General features: G+C 54.9%; 8 protein-coding genes. 4 read left to right on the forward strand and 4 right to left on the reverse strand.

The genetic code is table 11. The features are described from left to right. Positions 1 to 29: 29 nt before the first annotated feature. Complete coding sequence (locus AC07PQ_RS21270; RefSeq protein WP_493186291.1) at positions 30 to 8,354, reverse strand: Tc toxin subunit A-related protein; 8,325 nt, start codon at positions 8,352 to 8,354, stop codon at positions 30 to 32. Positions 8,355 to 9,757: 1,403 nt separating this feature from the next. Here AC07PQ_RS21270 and AC07PQ_RS21275 point away from each other — a divergent pair. Together AC07PQ_RS21275 and AC07PQ_RS21280 are read left to right on the forward strand one after the other, a co-directional pair. After that, positions 9,758 to 13,402, forward strand: coding sequence for an autotransporter domain-containing protein (locus tag AC07PQ_RS21275; RefSeq protein WP_493186290.1), 3,645 nt, complete (start codon positions 9,758 to 9,760; stop codon positions 13,400 to 13,402). A 539-nt stretch (positions 13,403 to 13,941) separates the two neighbouring features. Then, positions 13,942 to 14,556 carry a histidine phosphatase family protein gene (locus tag AC07PQ_RS21280; RefSeq protein ID WP_370686824.1) on the forward strand — a complete coding sequence of 205 codons (615 nt, stop codon included), beginning with the start codon at positions 13,942 to 13,944 and terminating at the stop codon, positions 14,554 to 14,556. 161 nt (positions 14,557 to 14,717) lie between these two features. Here AC07PQ_RS21280 and AC07PQ_RS21285 read toward each other — a convergent pair whose 3' ends face one another. Both AC07PQ_RS21285 and AC07PQ_RS21290 read right to left on the reverse strand, forming a co-directional pair. Then, positions 14,718 to 15,926, reverse strand: a complete 1,209-nt coding sequence (locus AC07PQ_RS21285) for an EAL domain-containing protein (RefSeq protein WP_007925598.1) — start codon at positions 15,924 to 15,926, stop codon at positions 14,718 to 14,720. Between the two features lie 98 nt (positions 15,927 to 16,024). After that, positions 16,025 to 18,409 carry an ATP-binding protein gene (locus AC07PQ_RS21290; RefSeq protein ID WP_493186289.1) on the reverse strand — a complete coding sequence of 795 codons (2,385 nt, stop codon included), beginning with the start codon at positions 18,407 to 18,409 and terminating at the stop codon, positions 16,025 to 16,027. 270 nt (positions 18,410 to 18,679) lie between these two features. Between AC07PQ_RS21290 and AC07PQ_RS21295 the strand changes: the two genes are divergently transcribed. Together AC07PQ_RS21295 and AC07PQ_RS21300 are read left to right on the forward strand one after the other, a co-directional pair. After that, complete coding sequence (locus tag AC07PQ_RS21295) at positions 18,680 to 20,008, forward strand: EAL domain-containing protein (RefSeq protein ID WP_007925601.1); 1,329 nt, start codon at positions 18,680 to 18,682, stop codon at positions 20,006 to 20,008. A 137-nt stretch (positions 20,009 to 20,145) separates the two neighbouring features. After that, positions 20,146 to 20,811: a response regulator transcription factor gene (locus tag AC07PQ_RS21300; RefSeq protein ID WP_493186288.1), complete on the forward strand. Its 666-nt coding sequence runs from the start codon at positions 20,146 to 20,148 to the stop codon at positions 20,809 to 20,811. A 603-nt stretch (positions 20,812 to 21,414) separates the two neighbouring features. Here AC07PQ_RS21300 and AC07PQ_RS21305 read toward each other — a convergent pair. Continuing rightward, a complete protein-coding gene (locus AC07PQ_RS21305; RefSeq protein ID WP_457385351.1) occupies positions 21,415 to 22,089 on the reverse strand; it encodes a DUF1120 domain-containing protein in 675 nt (224 codons plus the stop codon). Between the last annotated feature and the right edge of the window lie 129 nt (positions 22,090 to 22,218).

Consider the following 22,218-nt stretch of genomic DNA (forward strand, 5'->3'; position numbering starts at 1 on the left):
TCTCCTTGTAATGAACGCCAGGGTGTTATCTACGGTCGATTGGCGGTGTAGCTCACCAGAAGGCCGATAGAAATCAACTTGGTCGGGGCAATCCACCCTGTATCGGGGGCGGCGATGCCGGATGGCACACCGCTTTTGGTGACGATCAGGGACCAGGGCTGATCGACCCAACCGGTGATGCCAAGGCCAGTGGCCATCGCAACACCATTGGCTGCATTGAAGGTGAGAGGAACCTTATTAACGTTGGCGCCGGAACCTATTTCCAAGGACGCTACAAGATTGCCTCCCAACGAGATGCCATCGGCCAATTGCAGCATGGCGTCGATCTCTACCACTTGGTTGAGGCCCAGATTGGCCGGGAACCATCCACGGGCCATGACTACGGAAAAGGTTTGTTGCACGGCATCGCTGGGTGGGTGCGCAAAACCGAACCATTGAGTGGGGAAGTTAGCGCCAAGGTTGAAGGCGCGCTGAGCACGATAAGGAATGTTATTGATCTTGCTGCGCACTTCGTTGGCAAACGGTGTGCCACCGTCCAGCGCGGTGTAGCGCAGCCTGATCACTACATCAGTCAGGCTGGCGTAGTCGAGTCGGTTATTCTCTTTGGGCATCTCCAGTCGGTATGCGCTTATGGCGCCTGTGCCTTCGAATGGCAAGTAGCGCTCATCGTTGAGATCAAGCTGGAACATACCGGCATCATCAATACCGCTTGACAGAGCCACCTTCTGGCTGGCCCTCCAGTTTGCCCGGAGCACACTGGTATCTGGGGTCTGAGAGCTGAGGCCCAACAAGTAATCGATCCCGTCGATATCGGGCTTGATCAGAATCTGGCTGCCGGTCTGGGTGAGCGTGGCCTTGATGTTCTGATTCGGCCCCAGGATCGCCGGAATAGTGATGGAGATCGACTTGACCTGCCTGGCGTAGTGACCTGGATAGTCGAGGTCAAACAAGTACTCGCTGAGCAGAACATCGCACACGCCGGTATTTTGAAAGCGGACAAACGCTTCGGGGTCCAGAGCCAGCAAGGAGATGGTTTTTTCGATCTCGAAACTGCGGGTGTTGTTGCGATAATAAGCTGCCTCCATCTGGCTCAGGCTGATCATCAGCTGTTCACCGGCCAGCAACCCTTTATGCAGCCCGTCCCAGTAGTCGAACGTAATGAACCGATCAATTGCATTGATCTCGAACTGGTAAGCCTGTTGCGCTGAAACCGCCAACTCCAGGGCCATCCGGTAAGCCTGCCCGTAGACGGTGCTCAAACGCGCAACCATCCATTGATACAGCTCGACATTGGTGAATTTCTTGCGCAAGAAGTCATCCACTTCCGCGGCATTAGCCAAGGTTTGGCGATGAGTCGCCAACTGCTGTTGCAGAGTTTGCAGTTGCAAGTTGGAGGCGACTATTTGACTGTCGAGCACCTGAACATCGTACTTGGCTTGAGTCAGTGCCTGTTGCCATTCCTGTTCGCGTCGTTCGAAGCCGGAGACCATCTGGCTGACATCACCGACCCCCTTGGTGATCTGTGCCATCACTTCAAAGATTGAGGCCGCCGCTTTCAGACTGTTACCTATCTCTCGTCCACCATAGGTCATGGCAAAAGGTGAGCCCGCATTGGGTATCAGGAACGCGCCTGATGACAAACCATTCATGACCGTACTGGTGGTACTCAGGACATTTGACAGAATAACCATGGCCACTTGCAGTCGCTCGGCCGGGATCAGTCCCTCATCGATCAATGCCTGGTAGAAATCCTGCCGCGCAGTAACGGCTTGATTGCTGATCTGCAGCCCGGCGATGCGCTCTTTCGCCTCGGCAATCTGCAAGTCCATCGACTTGGTAGTGAGATTAAGTATCTGGATCTGTTGCCCAGCGCTCAGGCGTGCAAGTGCTTCAGCATCGTTCTTCTCCAATGCGCCCAGCAGCAGGGTGCCGATCTGGCTGAACTGCTGGGTGAAGTCCTTGGCCATGCGGAAAATGGTCGTAAATCGATAGGGCGGGGCGCCTGCCTGCAACTGATCAACCACCTTGGAACCTGCCCCCGCGGCGGCGGCCCGAACCAGCGCCATGGGGTCGATTGGCGGTTCGAACAGTGCCAGTTGGCGCACAACGCCATGAATGTTCATGCAATGACGGATCTTGAACAGGCGTTGTTCCACCATGTCCCAATATTTCATCAGGTCACTGTTTTCAGGCACACAGAAATAGGAGTCCAGATCATTGAACGGTACGTAACGATCGCTGCTGTCCAGTGGCATGGCGGCCGTTTCGGCGAGCCTCGAGACGTTTTCCATATCGATCAAAAACTGCGGGATATCCGTACCGTACTTCGTTTGTATATCTTTGAACGTCGCCGGTACTTCAGTCGCGCAGCTCCCGACGTCGACTGGACGTGGTCCCAGCAATTCACGAGCGACGATGTAGAGCAACGTCGCCTGGTTGACCGACTCCCAGGTATCCTTGGTGTACTCGAAATCGCCCCAGTCCAGCAGCAGGCCGACATACCGCATGACAATCGCTTTTGGGTAGGCCGTTCCACGAAGGCGAGCGATGACGTGAGGCTCGAAAGGGTGATTGTTGTAAGCCTGGATTTGCAATGGATCGGTCAGGATATCTTTCAGGTGCTCGACCGATAGGCCGCGAAAGGCGACCAGTTGCCAGAACCGATCGTTCTGATCCTTCACTGTCGGATCTGAACCGACCGGTATGGTTGGGTTGAAGATGTACTCAAACCATTGTCGGGCCTCGGCGAAACGCTGGTTGGCCTGCAATTGGCTGGCAATCATCCAGGGGCCATAGAAGTAGACTTCCCAGAAGTACAGGCCATACGGCCCTTTGTAGTCAATGGCGTCACCATCAAGCAGCGGGGGTGGCTTAATGCTGGGGGAGGGCCCCCCCTGACTGTAGAACCGGCTGAATGGAAGCGTCGGGGTAGCGGGCTCGACCTGGGTGGACGGCGAGAGCAGCTTGGGTACTCCCCCCGAAAACAGTGCCTGGCTCAGACGAGCGATAGCACCTGTCGATAGCCGTTCGACAGACCAGACAATGCTCTTGAAGGGGGTTGGGGTATCGGTGTAGTGCCCGGAGACCAATTTTGTCTGGTTTACTTCGCTGCCCGCGAGGACTGAAACATATTCCTCCAGTCGTTTGATGCCTGGCTCCGTCGAGCGCAGGAGAAACGACTCGTCTCCGTTGTCCCACAGAAACCATAGTGGTTGGTTGATAACCGGATTGGTGAAACCGGCCCGGTCGCTGACATTGAACAAGACCTCCACGGTATTTGAAGGCACCCAGGTATCGGTGGCCCCCTGGCCGACCGCATTGATCAGGAAGATGTTGTCGAAGTCGGTAATTCGCATCAACGGCACTTGATTGGAGGCGACGACCGTTCGAGGAATCTGTGGCAGGTAAGGTTTGGGTGCTGTGAAGTCGAGGTCATAGGCGCCGAGAACCGGATAGGTCGGAGAGACATCAAGTCCACTCAGCAGCAGGCGCGACTGGTTGGCATAGGTGGCACCACGCACCCCTTGATTCGAGGCGGCCACCGCGTACTTGCTGGAGTTATACAGCGTCTGGGCCAAGGCCATGGCATCGGGATTGGTGATGACCGTTGGATCAGGGGCCTTCGGCGGGACGGGTTCGCTGCCCGGCAGGTCGTAGAACCAGCCATAGTTGACGATGATGCTGTCCTGCACACCGTTTTTACCCTTGATCAACATGGGCGTCACCGTTCTCCATTCCGGGCGATTGACGTGGAAGTCGGCCGGGTTGATCTGCGGTGTGCTGTAACCTCCCTGCATGGGGTCGAAATTGATGACAAAGTGGTCAAGGGTTTGTGGGCTGGTCCACTTGCCGCTGAAATTGATGAAGCTGTATTTCAGTGTTGCCCCGGTGTCGGCAGAGTTGTTCGCGTTCCCTCCCTGGACCATTGAGGCCGAAGTCGTGTCCTGTTCTACCCAGAACAGAAACAGTCGGTCATAGGCGTATAGCGGAGCAACGATCGGTGAGGGAATGAGCAAGTCGATTTTATCGAAGGCGGTCCAGCCAGTGGTATCAATCCGCCGTTGCAGGTAGTAGGTGTAGGGCTCGGTTGCCGTGCGCGACAACAGGTACAGCATGGGTGTCAGCGCCCCCTGGGAAGAGGGATCCGGTGCAATGCCATAGTAAGAGCCGACCGGCTTCAGTTGGGCGAGTGATTCAAAGGTTTCGAAATAGTCGACATAGGCATCGTTGACCGTTGTCGGGGTGATGTCGTTAGCAGTGAGGTTATCCTGAATGTTCTGGAACTGCGGGGTTTTGTCCAGGCGCAACTGCGGCTCAAGGTAGTTCTCTGGGTAGAGGAAAACCTTGCGATTAGCCTCCCACAACGGGTATGACCCGATCCAGCTCCACCAGGTTTCCGGGATGCTCAGTTTTGAAATACCGGGCTCCAGCATCATTCGGGCGCGTTGCATATAGAGCTGAACCGAGAGAAGGGCTTGCTTGATGTAGGAGATGTCGGCGCATCCGCTCATTTGGGTATCGATCAACAGGTAGGCATAGAGCTCGTCAACATTGCTGATGGTGGCAAATTTGCGGTTCAGCGTATAAATCGCGTAGGGCGTCAGCACATCACGCTTGGCTTCATTCACCGCGTTCTCGATGGGACGGTAGACGGTCTCCCAACGCTGGTTACCGTAACGCGCCTTTAGCGATCCAATCGTCGCCGTCGATGCCGCGGAGTACTCAGCCCAGGTGGAAGTATCAACCTGTGCCGGCTGGACATTGAGCCGTGCCAGCGAGAGGGTTCCGTCGATATCCAGCCCAAGACCTGTGGCCGTGTCGAAGCAGGCTTTCATTGCGACAAGCCCCTGCACGGTGTTGTAGTCCGCGGAGGTACCATATAGCGCCGAGCGCAATCGGCAGATCTGGCTCACTGGCCAACCGCTCAGGGTTGACAGGACCTCGGTTTTCTTGTCGGTCAGACACTCTTGCCCGGCAGGCAGGAAAAAAAACTCGGACAAGCGCTCTTTGGTATCGTCCCAGCCCTCGCGCAAGCGCTTGTAATTCCACATGGCCCGCACATTGTCCAAGGTCAGTGCATTCAACGCGGCGACCCCAAAGGGCGCAGGACAGTCGATCACAAAGGTTATGTCACTGGCGTTGAACCCCAACTGCTGATTCAGCGTAACGATTCGGGCCATCAGCACCATGAAGTCACGTATCGCCATCGAGGGGGGGGCCCACTGCCCTGGGTGACCTACCGGTGGCTGCAGGAACGCAGCGACATAGTCAGGCAGGCCGACCGTCTCAGCGATATCCGGGCCAAGGGCCAGCAACGTGCCGGTGTCCGACCCCAGCGCAACGCCCAGTTGCTCTGACAGCTGAAAGCGCTGTACGCCACGGTTGGGGTGATTGATGTCGGGAGCACCGCCATAGGTCAGCAACACGGCGACCACATGCTCAATCCGGCCTTTGGCCAACAGCAACCTCGCCTGTACCTGGGCAATCATCGGTTGACGATCTGACTGCGAGGCAAATAGAAATGACAAATCGGTTTCAGCGGTAAAACTTGCGGTTAACACCCCTGTGCTGCTCAGCACTTTGTGGCTGACCAGTTCGTCGAACGCCTCCTTGGACTGCTGCGGGTCAATCAGCACGGAGACGAAGGACGACACATCAAGAGGATCGACAAAAGCAACACTGGTAAAGTCCACGGCCTTTTCGAGAACGGCACCATGCACGCTGAGAAAGCCTGCCTGTGGTGTGCAGAGCAGGTCGAAGAAAACCTGTGACTGTTCGGCAGTGATGTCCTGACTGATGAAACCTGTCCCAAGCACCAGCCAGTCCTGTGCCGTCTGCCAAAGCGCAGCAAGAATATCGGGCAACGCCGCCACGGTGAACATGGGCGTGAAGTGCTTGCTGACGGTGCCGCGCAGCGAATAATCCAGCGCGTAGACATTCAGGTGCGACTCTTTCAGCCAGCTTGCCCAGTCCGCCACGGCAATAGCGCCATCAAGATCGGCGACCACGGGGATCTCGAGCAGATCAAGCAGGATCAGATACTCGCCGACCGTCAATTTGGTCTGCCGCGCAAATTTCGCATAGCTATAGAGTACTGACAGGTTTGGCACGCTGAGGGGGATCTGTGTTGCATTCTGCTGCAAGGCGCCTGACTGCTTCAGCGATGCCAGAACCCGTTGTCCAATTGCGGTCAGATCATCGTCGACAACATTCAGGCCTGCACGAAGCCGGCTGCGCAGCTCCGCCAATTGCGAGTTCGGAGCAGTGGACTCATCGGGAGCCCACTCGGCGACGATATCCTGATAGAGGATGTTGCCCGTATATATCGGGTGGTAAACAGGGAGTGCGTCGGAAGGGGTATTGGCCGTCGGGATCACCACCATTGCCGCGTGTTGAGTCGCCTGGGCGAATGCGCTTGTCACCGTCAGCGCCACATCACTGGCAACCGTGGCGACAACTTTGAGTTCTCCTGCGACTCGTACCCGCATACCCACTTCGATTTGTTGCTTGAAGGCCGTGTTGGTGCCGGTCACTGTGGTGCCCTGTACCGAGACAGTTCCTTTGGCTGAGAACGGTGGCAGGGCACCTGCCGTAGAGCCGAGTATTGATGAGCTATTGAACAGTTGGTCAAACATGTCGAGGGGCCGACCAGGATCGTCGACACCTATCGTCTTGAGCGGTTGAAACAGGCCGAGAGTTTCCTCCACAGAGCAATTCAGGCGCTGTGCCAAGGCCACGGTTCTACCAACAGCGGAAACCGCATCGGAGTCGATACTCCCTTGTCCCAGGGTCTGGATCAACCAGTCCAGATCGGCGTAGGGGAGTGCGCTTGCATTGGCCAGGCGTATAAATCGATTGAGTCTATCCAGAGCGGCCAGATCGAGATTGGCAATACGGGAAACAGGCATTGACGAATCGGAACGATCAACCGTGACAGAAAGACACTTATCCGCCATGAGCCCCTTGTTTATGAACAACGAGGTGCCCAGCCCGGCAGCCCGCTCTTGCGCAGACAGCTGTTGGTTCAGCAACGCTTGCAGTTGCTCAAAGTCGAGACCGGTGCGCTGAGTGAAAACCAGAGAAAGGCCGAGATCGGTGGAAGGGCTATCCGTCATGATCGATGCGGCGGCATCAATACTCCAGAGCTGGACAGTGGTGAGTCGAGTCGCGCTATCGACACTGAGCACCTGGGCGCGTTGAGGCCCCAGCTGGACGAAGTCACCCACTTTCACCTGGTTGGTGAAGTCCGTGCCATCACCGGTAACCGTGTTTACGCCTTTGGCGACGCTAACTGTCCCGCTTAGTACCCTCTTGAGTAAACGTCCGTCACCGATGCCATAGTAAGGGCCAATCGTCTCCGCAGTAGTCAGCGTGGTTGTGACTATCTGCGTGGTCGTGGGACTCAAGCCAAGGGCCTCACGGCCTATGGCTAGCGGCCCGGGGAGTTCGGACGCCGCGGGGGTTGAAGCTCGCGCCTGGAACGTTTGGTAGATGTTGAGTAAAGAAGGGCCAAGGGCTGCACAGTAAATCCGGGTCTGGACCAGAGGCAGAATGAAAGGCAATACAAACGGGTAGGGCTGTTCGGTCAAGGCCCTGAATACGTCATTCCAATCGGTAGAAGCCGCAATGGATGCTTCCAGCACTTCGTTGATGACTTGCAGATAGGGAACAAGCTGGCGGGTCATCTCCGGGGTCAGAGGAATATTCTCAATATCCGGGCGCCGTTCACTCAAGTGCCAACCACTTGGGATCCCAGCATTGTAGGTCGTGTTGTCTATGTACTGATAAACGATGCGGAGCATGTCGACCATGTAGGCCGAAGGACTGAAGATTGATTGGTCAGGATCGCAACTGCAGTAGTCCAGCGATCCGAAAAAATCCTGATAACTCGGGATCGCCTCAATCAACTCGGTAAGATCAGTATTGGCAGTATTCATCACTCCCGCACGGTAAAACGCAGACCCCGCCGATCCCTTCAACGCAAAGGCTGTCAGTTGGGCGCGTAACTTTGCTTGAACGGCGGCGCGGTGGAGCAGGCGAGCCGGTGCGGGGTCGATGTCGAGGCGAGTTGCCTGTTTCTCGACAAACTCATCCTCCGACTGTTGAGCGATATGATGCGCTGAAACCAGCCCGGCTTTTACCAGGCGATCAGCGAGATGCGGATCATCGGTGACCTGCTGCAAGCGTTGATAGGTTTTCAGGGACTCTATGTCACCCGCAGACAAACTGGAGAGTAGTGCCTGGGACCTAGGAGTTTTTTTGAAAAAGTCATGTTTTCGGAGATCGAACTCAGGATTCTGCAAAAAAAAGTCGGCAAACGCTCCGCCGGAAATACCCGTTGTAAACAGCATCATTTCACCTTCCTTGGTGCTTGCCGATTCTTTGCTCCTAATGCTGGAAAAGAGCACTCGTCCGTGAGTGGCAAATCGTGAGTGGCAAATAAAGAAAAACGGATGCAGGTTCTGTATAGCGTGCTTTTGGCAAAGTGCAATGAGACGAATCACTTCGACTTCATGGCATATGGTTTTTGTGGGTGATGTCAGATGTTCATAGGCAGCTCATGAGGCCGAGATTACTGGCTCAGTGTTCCCGAAATGAACGCAACTGTTCATCGATTGATGTTCATAGACCGAGTTTTCCGAGACCCGCGTTAGCCTCGTCCCCGGGCTGGCTCAACCATTGGTCGACCTCGCGCTGCCTCGGGTTACACGCGAGCACTACATCATCGGTAACGCCGCGATCAATTTCCCGTATCCGCACGTGTTGGCATTTCTTGTCGTACTGGAATCGTGATTCGGGGGGGGCAAGGTGTCCCTTGCTGGCAACCATTTTCCGGAGCCACATCGGTTTTTGGTGACGCCGGGATCTTGGATGCTACTTAGCAGCTAGCCAAAAAACGGATACCGGGGTGAGGGAGTCAGCGATCTACGATGGGGGGATGAGTGCAAGCGTGATGCCAATTGCAATTGGTTCGCTTGCTGGGTGGCGGGTTTGTGGCAGTGAGCGTACGGAGTGATTGACGGAGGACTTTGAGGGAGTAGGTGATTGGTTCGTGGTTAGCTGAACCAATTTTTCAGACAGTGCCATATAGATGTGCATCAAAGTTACATGCGCTTCATTAGGAAACGTCGTGAGTATCGCACCGCCTATGAAGGGACTACGTGCGTGAAAACTTTTGGCTGGAAGTCCCGGTATTTTGCCGTCCTGTGGGCAGCAAGGCTAAAGTGCAGCTGTTCAAGGTTGACCTAAATCTGATCCTCGAAGGGCACCCCTTACTGCAAATAAGAAGAGGGTTTCGGCTGAGGTGCTCTCCCTAATATCCGTTCGCTTTTCATTTTTCAGACTACTCCTAAATATTTAACGACTTGTATCACGGTATTGTCTTGAGAAGGCCTACTGCACCCACTTTGATGAGGAAATTATAACTACAGAATTTTATTTCAAGCCAAACCCTGTTGCAGCGACAAAAGCGCTATTGAAGTTACCAAGTGGCGCCCCGTTTCTTGGTTGCCCGCACAAAAAAGTCGCAGTGCTGACCAGTGATAAATATGTTAATACGGAGCTCGAAGCCCGAAATGATCAAGTTACTTTCTGCCTATAAAAAATAAAAAACCGATGACACGCATTTAGAACTAATTACATGTTCGAGGGGAGCAGAATGAGTATTTCAGATCATGATTCAAGCCGTATAAAAAAACATCTACTCACAGCACGACAATGGAGGCTCACACCCATCACTTGGGCTGTTACCTTGTCGATGAGCCAGGCAGGCGTGGCTTTTGCGCAAGAAGCGCCAGCAGCCAATAATCCCTATACGTCTCAGGTGCTTGAAGCTGCGTTCAGGAAAGCAGTTGCCTCGTTTGATCGCAACACCGATGTCTTCAAGGACCTGGGGTTTGCCTCTTCGGCTATCGTCGATCTTGCGGCCAAGGACTTTGCGGCCCAGTCCGGCAAGTTCGATTCGGCACTCAAGCAGAACTACGAGCTGCAACCGGAAAACCTGACCATCGGCGCCATGCTCGGCGATACCAAACGGCCGTTGGACTATACCTCGTGGCGGGATTCCTACCGCAGCCAGCTCTTCAGCAACAGTGGCCGCTACACCATCAGTATTCTCGATTTCTCCAAGGCCATCATCGCCAATCTGCCCGCCGCCAAGCCCTATGTCTATGTAGAGCCGGGCGTCAGCAGCAACCTGAACGGGCAACTGAACGCCGGCCAGTCCTGGGCCGCCGTGACGCGTGACTGGAGCGCCAACGCGCAAACCTGGAAAACCCCAGAAGCCCAGGTCAACTCCGGTTTGGACCGCACCAACGCGTATTACGCCTATGCCTTGGGCATGACCGGCAAAGGCGTCAATGTCGGCGTGCTGGACTCGGGCATCCTCACCGAGCACTTCGAGTTCCAGGGCAAGAACGCCCAGGGCCAGGACCGGGTGCAGGCGGTGACGTCCGCGGGTGAGTACTACGCCACTCACCCGCGTTATATCCACGACACCCCGGACGGCGAATTTCAAAAGGGCGAGCGCTTCAGTATTTCCGGCGAATACGACCCGGTGATCAACGACGGCCACGGTACGGAGATGTCCGGTGTACTGGGCGCCAGTCGCAATGGCACCGGTATGCACGGGATTGCCTTTGACGCGAACCTGTTTGTCGCCAACACCGGCGGCACTGATGACAACCGCTTCCAGGGCTCCAACGACCTCGACTACAACGCGTTCATGGCCAGCTACAACGCCTTGGCCGCCAAGAATGTCTCGATCGTCAACCAGAGCTGGGGGCAGAACTCGCGCAACGACGTGGAGAACCACTTCGGCAACGTCGGCGACAGCGCGGCCGACAACCTGCGAGACATGACCGCCGCCTATCGCCCGTTCTGGGACAAGGCTCACGTCGGGAAGAAAACCTGGATGGACGCGATGGCCGACGCAGCACGGCAAAACACGTTCATTCAGATCATTTCTGCGGGTAACGACAGCCACGGGGCCAACCCGGATACCAACGCCAACCTGCCGTTTTTCAAACCCGATATCGAAACCAAATTCCTTTCGATCACCGGTTACGACGAGACCAGCGCTCAGGTCTACAACCGTTGCGGCACGTCGAAGTGGTGGTGTGTGATGGGCGTTTCGGGGATTCCATCCACGGGGCCGGAAGGCGAAATTATCCCAAATGCCAACGGCACCTCGGCCGCCGCGCCGAGCGTCTCCGGGGCGTTGGCGCTGGTGATTCAGCGCTTCCCTTACATGACCGCCAGTCAGGCCCGCGATGTGTTGCTGACCACCTCCAGCCTGCAAGCGCCGGACGGTCTGGACACGCCCGTGGGTACCCTGTACGGCGGCCGCACCTACGGCGAACTGCAACCGGTGCACGACGCTGCGCGGGGTACGCCGCAGGTACCGGGAGTGGTCAGTGGCTGGGGCTTGCCCAACCTGCAAAAAGCCATGCAGGGGCCGGGGCAGTTCCTCGATTCGGTGGCGGTGGCCTTACCCACCGGTACTCGTGACATCTGGGCTAACCCGATTTCCGATGAAGCGATCCGCGCCCGTCGGCTAGAAGACGCTGCCGAGCAGGCAACCTGGGCGGCCACCAAACAGCAAAAAGGCTGGCTCAACGGCCTGCCGGCCAATGCCTCGGCTGACGATCAGTTCCAATATGAAATCGGCAACGCGCGGGAGTTGGCTATGCTGGCGCGTGCCAAGGACCTGCTCACCGGCACGACCTATGTCGGTAGCCTGGCCAAGTCGGGGGACGGTGAACTGGTGCTGGAAGGCCAGAACACCTACTCGGGCAGCACTTGGGTGCGCGGCGGCAAGCTTTCGGTCGATGGCTCGCTGACCTCTGCCGTGACCGTGGATGGCAGCGCCTTAGGCACCGTGAACGCGGACAACGGCGTGACAACCACCCTGGGTGGCACACTGGCTGGCAACGGCACGGTCGGGGCCTTGACCGTCAATACTGGCGGCCGTGTGGCGCCAGGTCATTCGATCGGCACGCTGCATACCGGCGATGTGACGTTCAACCCGGGCTCGGTGTACGCCGTGGAAGTGGGGCCCAATGGTCGCAGCGACCAGATCCAGAGCAGCGGTGTCGCCACCTTCAACGATGGTGTGGTGACGGTTTCCCTGGAAAACAGTCCCAACCTGTTGACCGCCACCGAGGCACGTAGCTTGCTGGGCCAGCAGTTCAACATCCTCAGTGCCAGCCAAGGCATCAATGGCCAGTTTGCGGCGATTTCGCCCAACTACCTGTTCATCGGTACCCAGCTCAATTACCAACCTAACCAACTGACCCTGGCGGTAGCACGCAACCAGACGACCTTCGCCAGCGTTGCGCAAACGCGCAACGAACGTGCAGTGGCGACGGTGGCCGAGACATTGGGCGCCGGCAGCCCGGTGTATGAAAGCCTGCTGGCGTCAGATTCGGCGGCCCAGGCGCGGGAAGCGTTCAAGCAACTCTCGGGGCAACTGCACTCGGATGTGGCGGCGGCGCAAATGGCCGACAGTCGTTACATTCGCGAAGCCGTCAACGGCCGCCTGCAACAGGCTCAGGCACTGGATTCCAGCGCGCAGATCCAGGCCAGCGACAACGGCGGCTGGGTGCAACTGCTGGGCGGTCGCAATAACGTCAGCGGTGACAACAACGCCAGTGGCTACTCCTCGTCCACCAGCGGTGTGCTGCTGGGCCTTGACACCGAGGTCGGCGACGGCTGGCGTTTGGGCGCAGCGACCGGCTACACCCAGAGTCACCTCAATGGCGACGCCTCGGCATCGGCTGACAGCGACAACTATCACCTGTCGGTCTACGGCGGTAAACGCTTCGACGCCGTCGCCCTGCGCTTGGGCGCCACCACCACCTGGCACCGTATCGACAGCTCGCGGCGTGTGACGTACGCCAACCAGTCGGACTACGACAAGGCCGACTACAGTGCTCGCACTGACCAGGTGTTCGGCGAAATCGGTTACACCCAATGGAGCCTGTTCGAACCCTTCGCCAACCTGACCTACCTGAACCATCAGAGCGATTTGTTCAAGGAAAAAGGCGGCGCCGCAGCCCTGCATGCCAGTAAGCAAAGCCAGGATGCCACGCTCTCGACGTTGGGCCTGCGCGCGCATACCCAATTGCCGGTCAGCTCGACCTCGGCCGTGACGTTGCGCGGTGAGCTGGGTTGGGAACATCAGTTCGGTAATACCGATCGTGAAGCTTCGCTGAAGTTTGCCGGCAGTGACACCGCCTTTGCCGTCAACAGCGTGCCGGTGGCCCGTGATGGTGCGGTGATCAAGGCCAGTGCGGAAATGGCCCTGACCCAGGACACGCTGGTGTCGTTGAGCTATAGCGGTTTGCTGTCCAACCGCGGTAACAACAACGGGATCAACGCGGGCTTTACCTTCCGCTTCTAACCCAGGGAAGTTGTCCAGCGATAATCTTTGGCGAGGGAGCAAGCTCCCTCGCCACAGTGATGCATGGAATAAACAGCCCTGCGCAAAATTGACTCACAGGTTTACAATTGTCGCTCCTGATCAGGAGTATCCCTGTGCTGACTCCGGGCGGCGATGACAGTTACAGCCACAGTTGACACTTGAAGGCAGCATTAAAACCTACTCTCTGGCATCCGATGCGTAATAGTCGACTTATGGATGAGGAGGGCGGGACAGTTCCTATCGGAACACCTTATACCGGTTTTGATGAGCCGTTGATTCCTGTGCGTTCCGGCCGACATGGCAGTGCTCGCTCCACCTGAGCAGAGTGCGCGCTGATATGTTTGTTTATTCGTCGCCATCGGTTCAAAGCAGCAAATTTAGGTGTAGTCCTATAGAACCCTATGATGGTCTTTGCTTAAGTATGTTGTCTTATTAAACATCAAGCGATATTCAAGTTGGATAAATTACCTCCCCGCCTTAAATCTGTCTTTCTGTCCCTTCGTCACGTGGTGCCGATCCTGGGACTTGCCGCCATAACCGTGCAGCCATCCCTAGTGGGGAGTGAACGTCAGGTCAAACCGACGGACGGCACCCAGACTCTGGTATTCGTGCGCCACGCCGAAAAACCCAGCGAGGGCTTGGGGCAGTTGAACTGCCAAGGGCTCAATCGCGCCCTGGACCTCGCTATAATGCTGCCTGAGCGTTTCGGCAAAGCCGACTACGTGTTCGCTGCCAACCCCTTGCGATATGTTAAGGAGGGGCGTCAGGACCAACGCTATAGCTATATTCGCCCGCTGATGACTATCGGCCCCAGCGCCATCCGCCTTGGCCTGTCGGTGAATATCGACTTTGGGGCAAACGACACTGACGAACTGGCGGACGAGCTACTGCGCAAGAAATATCACAACGCGACGGTCTACACCGCCTGGTCTCGTGGTTACCTCCCGGAACTGATCAATGCCGTAGCAGGCAAGGCCCTTGGTGAGGAGGGGATGATCGCCGAGGATTGGAGGCGTGATGATTTCGACACGCTATATGTATTAACTCTGACCTGGCGCGATGGCAAGGCGAGCCTGTACAGCCAACGCCTGCTCCAGGGCCTCGACCATGGTGAGCCTACTTGCCCAGCCTGATTCGCGGATTACTGCCGGGCTTTGGAGCCGATACCGGGATAACTGGTGGCTTGCGGTGTACAGGGAAGGGGGTACGACCGGCGGGTAGTAGCGAGACACTGATCTGCCACTCTTCGAGCGTCAGGCGCAGTTGCTCGAATACGTCGTCGCCGTAATAGCTCTCAGGCTCCGGTGGCGAGCGCGCGTATGAATTCGTCCACCTCCAGAGGTAACGACAAGGCAAAGCCCTGTCCCGTGCGGTACCCGTGCTTGAGCAACGCCTCAACCTGCGACGAAGATTCAATCCCTTCGGCGATGACATCCAGGTCCATGGCCTGGCCTATCGAAATCGCCGCGCAGACTGCCGCACAACAGCCGCAGTCATCGGCCATACCTTGTACGAAGCGGCCATCAATTTTGAGTTTGGAAAATGGCATTTGAGTCAACAGGTCTATCGAAGCAAAGCCACAACCAAAATCGTCCATTGCAATCGGAAAGCCCCACATGCGCAGAGAACCCAACTCCATCGACAAGGCAAGCCAATCATGAACTGGCACATCTTCCGTCAATTCGATCGTGAGCAGTGAAGTGGGCACGTCTGCTTCTCGAAGCCTTCGCGCGAGTGATTGACCAATCCCAGTCGTGGATAATATCGAGGCTGATGCATTTACGGCTATCGGCACCGCAATACCCTGACGGTGCAGATCGCTCAACAGCGCAATCACTCTAGTCAGCACTGTGTGGAAGAGCAGTAGCTCCACACCGGCTTGGCGCGCCAACGGCACAAAGGTTGCCGGCGCAATATTGCCTTTGGATACATGGTTCCAACGCGCCAGCGCTTCGGCACCTACGATCTCGCCGGTTTGCAGGTTGAGTTGTGGTTGCAGCACTATTCTGAGGTCGATATTGGCCATCAGGGCGCGCATCAGCTCAACTGCGCTGGGCGCTTGATTTTTGCTGTGCTGGCCTGGCCCGACATGAGTGCTCTCCAAGAGCGCGCAGGCGACATTCATATCGATATTTGCACTAGCCAAGTCGAAGAGCAGGACTTTTACACCCGCACGTCCGGCTACTCGTACATGCCATTCCAGGGAATCCTGCTCCTGTGCGCTGTACCATATGACAACAGGCAAATTCGACAATATGCATTGCCGCCTAAGATCCAGCAGCAATGACGGCAAGGCTAGCCCCTCGGCACGCTCCGCCGAGATACTGTTCAGCACGACGTCAAACCGTCGCGTGGCCAGTACGATTGCAGCTGCACTCAAGTTCGCTACGAACTGCGCCTCGTAGGTGAAAGATGGGCTGTAGCCGATAACGTCAACTGCTCCTACAATCAGCACCTGAGGCAAAGTTTTGTAATGCTCCGTCTGCATCGGATTCGATGACATCGTATCTGCCCATAGAAATATATTGATGCCAAATACTGTACGTAGTCGTGCAGAGTGCAGACTATCGGAATGGGATTAAAAGGAGTTCGATCATCCTCTCATGGTGAAATTCTGTCTGATCCTGTGGATGACGCACATTGCCCCAGTAGCTGCTCCAATGTGAGAAGATCCGTCTGTACAGAGCTAAAGGACCCGACCTTGAGGCGGGCCTCCATTGATTTCGCCAACGATGCCATATCTGGTTGTTTCAATATTGCGAAGGCACCAAACAATCGATGCGCGTAATGAGTCGCGTCTTCCATGTCAGCCATTTCAACTGCGGCCCGTAACGCATGCACGTCGCTCCAGAGGTGCGCGAAAGCTGTTCGTTCATCTGTAACGAATGCGGCCTCATCATCAATATGTGCCAGTGACAAATCTGTCCAGAGTTGAAGTGCATCTCTTAACTTGCCCAGCTTGATGGGTTTTTTCAGTACGCCGTCCATGCCTGCTTCGAAGCAGGTGGTGGTGTGTTCATCATCGGTCGATGCGGAGATCGCCATGATTGGCGTAGGTGCAAGGGCGAGCGACGACTCTATGGCTCGCCACTGGCGGGCCACCTCATAGCCGGAAATGCTCGGGAGATCACAGTCTAATAACACAATGTCAAACGTGTTTTGCTCAAGTGCAAACAAGGCTTTTTCCCCATCGGGTGCGAGTGTCGGGCTGCAGCCCAAGACTTCGAGCTGGGCGTGGAGGACAGCTTGATTCGCAGGCATATCCTCTACCAGCAAGACCCTGAGTACACGCTCCGTCGCTGGCACACCCAATTGTTGTCTGGATAGGCCCTGTTCTTGTAGATGGAGCGGCGGAACGTAAATATCACAGGGTAGCCGCACTGAGGCGATAGAGCCTCTACCAGGCTCGCTCTCGAGATCTATAGAACCACCCATCAATTCCAACAGTTGCCTGCAGATGGTCAAGCCAAGCCCGGTGCCACCAAACTTACGCGCAGTATTCGTGTTTGCTTGGGTGTATGGTTGAAAAAGCCGTTGAAGAGAGTCGGCGTCTATTCCGATACCTGTATCCACTATGCGGATTTGTAATTGATGCCGGTTTAGCGGGGGAGGGCTGGGATCCAACCGTATACTGATCGTCACGCCACCTTCAGGCGTGAACTTAATCGCATTTGAGATGAGGTTATGCAACACCTGTTCAACGCGAAACCTATCCAGCATCAGATGGGGTTCAATGGGGTGTTCTTGTATCAGCTCAAGCTCAACTCCGTTCTTCGCTTTCAGCGCCAGCAAATCCACAACTGAGCGGGTCAGCTCCATGATATCGACGGGCCCCAGATCCAGTTGAAGCCGTCCGGCCTCGAGCTTGGAAATGTCCAGAACGTCATCCAACAAATACAGCAAGTTCTCCGCACCGCTGGAAGCAACCGCCAGTAAACGAAGAGACTCTTCTGGCAGCTCGGGACGCTGCATCAGCAACTCCATGGAGGCGAGGATGGCATTCATCGGCGAGCGAATCTCATGGCTGAGGACGGCCAGAAACATAGTTTTCTCTTTCTCGCTTCGCATGGCCAGTCGCCGTTGCTGCCTAGCGTGAACCGCAAATCCTGCGATTAACAATAGTCCAGTCAAGACCAGTGCCATTTGGAGGCCGTAATAGCGCAATAGTACGTCTAGCGACGGCCTGCCATAGTTGTTGGCCGACTCGAGCTCGTTCTGGACCATCGCATCGATTTGCTCCGCGGTCAGAGATGCTAGCACCTTGTCTATAATGTCACGTAAGACGGGCAGATCACGTCGTACAGCCATGGAAAGTTCCATTGGCAAACGGGCTATCCCACCGGATACATACAGCTCCTCATCATATTTGCTACGTAAAAAAGGCAGCAGCACAGGTGCAACGTCTAGCGCCGCATCAGCCTGCTTGTCAATGACTGCAGTAAGCGAATCTTCGGACGTTTTCGTCCCAAGGATTTTGACAGCTGGGTAGAGTGCTCTGATTGCGCTCTCATATGAGCTGCCCTTCTTGACGGCAACAATATGCCCGTCTAGTCGATGTAGATCGAACACCGCCTGACTGTTTTTACGTGTTACAACTATTGTTGCGCCCGTATAATAGGTGTTGGTGAAGAGGGCTGAATCGATAATCGATTGCTGCGCAAACATCGGCATGATCCCGGGAAGAACATCTACTTCGCCCCGCTGAAACTTCTCTATCCTCCTTCGACCGAGACCCGAGTCGGGCACAGGCTCAAATCGAAGGCCTGTGCTGTGTTCGATGAAGTCTATGTACTCGGTGGCCAGTCCCATGAGCTGACCGTCCTCCACATATTGTATCGGCTTCCAGTTAGGCTCGACCGCCACATGGACGACCGGGTTTGCAGCAATCCAGGCGCGTTCTTCAGGGGTGAGATCCAGAGGGTGGGAGAAAACTGACGGTAACCAGACCAATAAAATCGCTGGCCAAAACGCCGCTCCCCGCTTCATGGTGCTTTCACCTGGTACTTCGGTTGGAAAAAGTCAATATTGAAGATAACAGCTGACCTGTCGGATTTTTCTGCGTTTTTTCTCACGGCCATGCCCCCTGGAAAGCAGTGAATGACCTCACGCTTTTGATCGAAACCCTACCGCTGGCATGAGCGGCCGTCAATTATACTGTACTGCTCGCACGCCACGAGCGAGATAAGAATACGAGTTGCCATCTCACATTATTTTTAAGAGCAGTCTTATAGTCTGAAATGATCAGGCGTTGTTTAAATGAGTTGTCAGTACACTCATGAAGCGATCGTCAAGTTGAAAAACTCGCCCCTTACTCTAACGCCTCCCCCCCGAGTCAATCTGGTCGTATTAAGCCACGATGAACAATATGTGTTACGCATGACAGAGCGCCTGAACGGTAGTGGTCTTTTCCATATCGAGCACGTTGAGTCGCTGAGCAGGCTGCGCCTGCGTAAGCAACCTATAGACATCGTTATGGCCGAGATTCATGCTGATCATGTCGACAGTCTGATGCTACCGTGTTGGGTCGGTGAACTTAACGCCTACGGCCGGGTACGCAGAGCTCCCCATATTGTCTGGACCATAAAGGCCAGTGCGCTTGATGATGCGACTTCGTCGGCCGCTGCCATCGAGCAGGGCCGTACGGATATCGTCAAAGGTATTTCCAGTATAGCCTTGGCCTCGTATGCCCGACTCGCCAGAGCATCGGGCATACGGGTTGAGATCGTTGCCGAGAATCATCCCACTCAACTTCTACAAGTACTCGAAAAGCTTGCGACTGCCGAACACTTGCTACCGCAGCTGTCGCAATCTGACAGATTTGAGTTGTTGATCAGCGAAGACGATGTCGTGTCAGTGATAACGTCGGGTGAAAATCTACGTGTGGTGCTGCAGCCGCAATATAACTTGGCCAGTCGTCAAGTGATCGGTGCCGAAGCGCTGATACGCTGGCAACACCCAATCCACGGCGACATCCCCCCGTTGATCCTGATCCCGATGGTCGAACAGTTAGGGTTAGGCCTCTTGTTGTTCAGTCATGTCGAGAGAGCGGTGATTGAAGTCCTCGGTACGCTCGATCGTCTGGGTATAGACATTCCCATCGCTATAAATGCCTCGGCCCGCACGCTGTGTGCCACCGGACTGGCTACCCGGTTGGCAATCAAGATGCACAAGGCCGGTTTGCCTGCCCGGCGATTGAAGATCGAGCTGACTGAGCAAATCACCCCTGGAAACGAACTGGTGTTGTCAGCGTCCATCATGGCACTCCGAGCGAAGGGTTTTCTGATTTCGCTCGGAGACTTCGGTGCCGGCGCCGCAACGCTCGCTCTGTTGACGCACATACCCTTCGATGAGATGAAAATCGACGGAAAGTTAGCTGGAATTGCTGAGCAATCGCCACAATCGAGCGAGATCATTTCCGGCATCGTTAACCTTGCCCGCTACTTCAACTTGAATCTGGTGACCGAGGGTATTGAGGACCCATCCAGCATCGAGATGCTCAACCGTCTAGGTTGCAGCGCCGGACAAGGATTGGCTCTGGCCCCTCCATTGGAGCAGGCTGATTTCCTGAGACTCGTCGCGCGATAGTGCACGACAAAAGCCTGGGTGCGACTTTCCAGAACTGTGTGTTTGTACTTAAAAAATTCTCGATCAGGTACCAGTATTGACTATTCTCATTTTAGTCTTTGAGTTACCTGGTCCATACCGAGTGACGTCTGAACGCCATGAAGTCTATACGTGTTGCATTACTCGACGACCATGCTGTCGTTCGCCAAGGTCTTGCCAGTCACCTAGGCGACGCCCCCGGTATAGAGGTCGTCGGGATATATAAAAACAGCCGGGAACTGATGCGCGGCATGTCTACAGTGCCCGTCGATGTGCTTTTGCTGGACTTCGTTCTCGGTCGCGACGAGCTTGATGGTGTTTCACTGATTCGCGCTTTGCGGGTTCGCTTTCCTGCCTGCCGGATCCTGGTGCTGTCAACTCACCACGATCCGGCCACTGTCTCGCTGGCCCTGCGGGTTGGAGCGCGCGGATTCATTGGCAAGGATGAGGATCTGACATGCCTCGCCAAGGCTATCCGGGTGGTTGCTTCCGGAGCTGTTTACCTAAGTGCAGAAGCTTCTTATAAAGTAGTCGATGGCATCCAGCAAAGTGACAATTCACCTCAATTAATCAGCAGTGACACTAACGTGCTGCAATTGGCTTTACTGTCGGCGCGTGAGCAGGAGGTGATCCGCTGTTATCTCGACGGCATGACCATCACGGAAATCGCCGAGAAGTTCAACCGTAGTATAAAAACCATCAGTACGCAGAAGGCCACAGCTTTTCGCAAACTAGGAATAACCTCTAACAATGGGTTGTTCAAGATAATGAAGACACTAGAGTAGCCTGTGAAGTTTTACGCATGTCCGTAGGTTCATTCTTGAATTTGAGAAAGCTCACAAGTTATTATCTGTGAGTTTTTTTGTTGGCGGCAACTACATGAAACCTGTAAAAGGAAAATCATGATCTCAGAAAAAAGCGGAGGTTCGAGAACGGCGAGGAGTTTTTCTCTATTATGGAAGATGATCTATCTCGCTAGACATCAATGCAGCGTTAGGATTATTTCACGCCGACAGCATCATGATTGATGCGGCGGGGAAAATGCATCGTGGTAAAGACGCCATTGCCCTTGAGTTGGAAGGGTTCTTCAGCCTCGGATTTCCTGTATGCAGTACCAGGCGACATTTGTTTGTCTATGGCGATATGGCTTTGCAAATTTCTGATTGGAGTCTTAGTGGTGTCAGCGAGGACGGAACGATAATAAACGTAGGGGGTACTGCGACCGATGTTATATGTCGCGGGCATGATAATATCTGGCGTTACGCAATCGATAATACATTTGGAATTTTAAGTCGCCATCTGAAGTAGATTGTTAGGCCCGGGAATGAGTAGAGAAATAGCGTGGGGCAAAAGCCCGTAGCGAATAAACGCTACGGGCCGATTTTGTATTACAAATAGACTAACTCTAGCGTGGCTGAACCGTCCAGAGACACATCGCTGCTCAGATCCAGTTCGGAACCTTTATTCAACGCGGCCTGCACGTTTAAAGTACCTGACAGAGTCTTGAATGCGATTGGAGCGCCAGCAGTTGTTGCCGACCATGACATGAGAACTGAACCATCATTTGCAATACCTCCTGAACTTGAGTTTAGCCATGTAGTGCCGGAGTCTTTGCTGAAGGTTGATTCAACTTGGGCGCCGTCAGCAGTGAAGTCATTTACGGCTAAGGTCATCGCATAAACACCAATATTTTTTCCGGACGCATTGCCCAAACCAAAGGCACCGATTTCATTCAAGGCTGGCCTGATTTTCTTTACTGCTCCAGGGACTCGTGTGCCCGCACGATTATCTATAGCCTTCAGCGCAACTTTTGTCGGTGCATTGCAAACAATAGTGAACGCAACATTTTTTTCAGGCAACAGGGTAAAATCGTTTGTGCTCAAGTCAGTAGAACTGTGTGTGCCGTAATCGATAGTGCCACCACCCGCCAATGTCGGAGTGCAGGCGTTCGGAATAATAGTGCCAATTACTTTTACCTCAACCGATGCAGCATGTGCACCCAAAGAAAAGGCTGTCGCAGTAGTGGCGAAGGCCCATGCGGCGAGTTTTGGATTGAAACGCATTTTTATTTCTCCGTTACGAAAAGTTAGGTAGGTCTGCTCCAATGGCAGAGTGGCTGGCTTCCATTCCAGCTGGATGCTATTTTCTTATTAATAATGTTTGCGAAGCTCTAGGAGTAAGCCTAAAAATAA

This window comes from Pseudomonas sp. GW821-FHT09E12, from assembly GCF_059416085.1.

Bases quoted from the DNA above. Each gene is read 5' to 3' on its own strand.
- AC07PQ_RS21270 (WP_493186291.1), bottom strand. From the start codon at position 8,354: ATGATGCTGTTTACAACGGGTATTTCCGGCGGAGCGTTTGCCGACTTT.
- AC07PQ_RS21275 (WP_493186290.1), top strand. From the start codon at position 9,758: ATGAGCCAGGCAGGCGTGGCTTTTGCGCAAGAAGCGCCAGCAGCCAAT.
- AC07PQ_RS21285 (WP_007925598.1), bottom strand. From the start codon at position 15,926: ATGTCATCGAATCCGATGCAGACGGAGCATTACAAAACTTTGCCTCAG.
- AC07PQ_RS21290 (WP_493186289.1), bottom strand. From the start codon at position 18,409: ATGAAGCGGGGAGCGGCGTTTTGGCCAGCGATTTTATTGGTCTGGTTA.
- AC07PQ_RS21295 (WP_007925601.1), top strand. From the start codon at position 18,680: ATGAGTTGTCAGTACACTCATGAAGCGATCGTCAAGTTGAAAAACTCG.
- AC07PQ_RS21300 (WP_493186288.1), top strand. From the start codon at position 20,146: ATGAAGTCTATACGTGTTGCATTACTCGACGACCATGCTGTCGTTCGC.
- AC07PQ_RS21305 (WP_457385351.1), bottom strand. From the start codon at position 22,089: ATGCGTTTCAATCCAAAACTCGCCGCATGGGCCTTCGCCACTACTGCG.